At 41.5% G+C, this 2,003-nt stretch carries 1 protein-coding gene; it reads left to right on the forward strand.

Going from position 1 to position 2,003, the window contains the following annotated elements; translation table 11 throughout:
- Positions 1-1,864: capsular polysaccharide synthesis protein (locus Tam10B_RS12830; RefSeq protein ID WP_093961608.1), on the forward strand; the 1,864-nt coding region annotated here is incomplete at its 5' end.
- Between the last annotated feature and the right edge of the window lie 139 nt (positions 1,865-2,003).

The raw sequence follows: 2,003 nt of genomic DNA on the forward strand, positions 1-2,003 counted from the left end.
ACAGCTGGAAATCATATTGGTTAATGATGGGTCTACGGATACGTCCACGGAGAAGTTACATGATTTCGCCGTGGAAGATTCCCGGGTGCTGGTTATTCAGAAGGAAAATGGCGGATTGGTAGATGCTACTATCGCCGGTATTCGTCAGGCTTCGGGACAGTATATTGTATTTATGGATCCCGATGACTATATTGGTTCAGATTATATTGCTAATTTTGTGCAGGCTCTTGATCTGGACACAGACGTTGTAGCTGCCGGTTTTTATCACGACGATCGACATATGCTTACGGCCTTTTCTCTAAAAGAAGACCGAATTTATAAAGGGGAGGAGATTTCTTTCCTTCGTCGACATCTTTTGGATCCGGTCGAAGGATCAGCTATTTCTTCCTATCTATTTGTGTCCCGATGGAATAAGATGTATCGCACATCTTGTGCTAAAAATGTTGCAGACAAATTTGAGGAATACAAGGACATATCGCTTGGAGAGGATACGATATTTTCATATCTTATGCTTCTTGAGTGTACGTGTGTAAAGACTCTCAAATTAGTAAATTCTTATTATTATAATATAGCCAGTTCTACATCAATGATGAAGAACACCGCAACGATTAGGCATATATCGAATGCGCGAAAGGTACGTTCCGCTTTTGGTGACTTGCTTACATCAACTGGCGAGGATCGCGTACAAGCTGATTTGCTGTATTACTTCTTAATTGAGTCTTTGTTGACCCGTTTACTTAGTATCCGGGATCGCGGTCAGTTTATTCACGTTTATAGGGAGGTGCGTAAAGAACGTTCCTATATGGAAGCTGTGATGCTTCTCCTAAGAAAAGCTTCATCCCGGCGCGAGTTTATTGTCATGCACGCAAAGGCTCTTCTTTCTCCTCATATTTACTATGCGTTGATGACTTCCGGAAAATCTAAGGCGAAGAGACTGAGAGGCTTTATATCCGGATTACGATCCGATTTGAAGAATGTGAGACTTCACGGCGTGCATTATGCGAGGAAGGCTATTTTCTTCAGAAGGAACCGTGATACGGCTTTTGTTGATCTTGAAAGACAATTGCCAGAGCTGGAACGTCGTATTATTCCTATGCTGACTCCTTTTATCGGGAAAAGCACGAATCTGGAAGAATGCCCTGTCTCTCATAAAGTTTTTGTTTTTTGGTGGGATGGCTTTGATTCGGCACCAGATATTGTACGAACGTGTCTAAAATCGGTGAGGCGAACCCATCCTGATGATGAGATCATAGAACTTTCCAAGTCCAATTATGAGAAGTATACGGATATTGATATCCGAATCCGTGATGGATTTGCAAGAGGAGACATCTCTGTACAGACCTTCTCGGATATTTTGCGCTTCAACGTGTTAAAGAATAATGGCGGAACATGGGTTGATGCAACATTGTATTTTTCTGCTCCTTATGATTTAACATTAAGGCTGTCTGATAAGTCGTTCGAATCGATGAACTGTGTCACGACTCCGAATTTCCTGAAATACAAAGGGGCGAGTTCCACATGGACCGGCTTCTTTATTGCTGCTCGTAAAAATTCTTTGTTTGTAACCGCTATGGACAGCATTTTTAAGGAATATTTCCTTAAGTATGGAAAATATCCGATTTATCTGTTTATTGATGCGGTATTTATGATTTGTTTGCGGCAGGGATTGGATAACAATGTTCTGAATTGTATTCATAAAAATCCTGGATACCTATTTGAATTGACCTCCTTACTCGGAGAGCCATTCCGACAGGCCTATTTATCTAGGCTTGCAAATACGCCGCAAAAGATGAGTTGGTTCTATGATGCATCGGGTACTTGTGAGGATTCCGTTTACGATCGTGTTTTTAGAGAAGACATGTAGTGGAGGAAATAATGCTTATGAATTTTCTTCATAAATTGGGAGCAGCTCCTAATAGGATTAAATGGCTTTTGACTGCTCGATCTTTGCACAGGATTGGTAGGGGAAGTCATGTTCGCCCTGGTTTCGAAGTCCATGGACC

The sequence above is a fragment of the Bifidobacterium vansinderenii genome, assembly GCF_002234915.1.
Lineage (GTDB): Bacteria > Actinomycetota > Actinomycetes > Actinomycetales > Bifidobacteriaceae > Galliscardovia > Galliscardovia vansinderenii.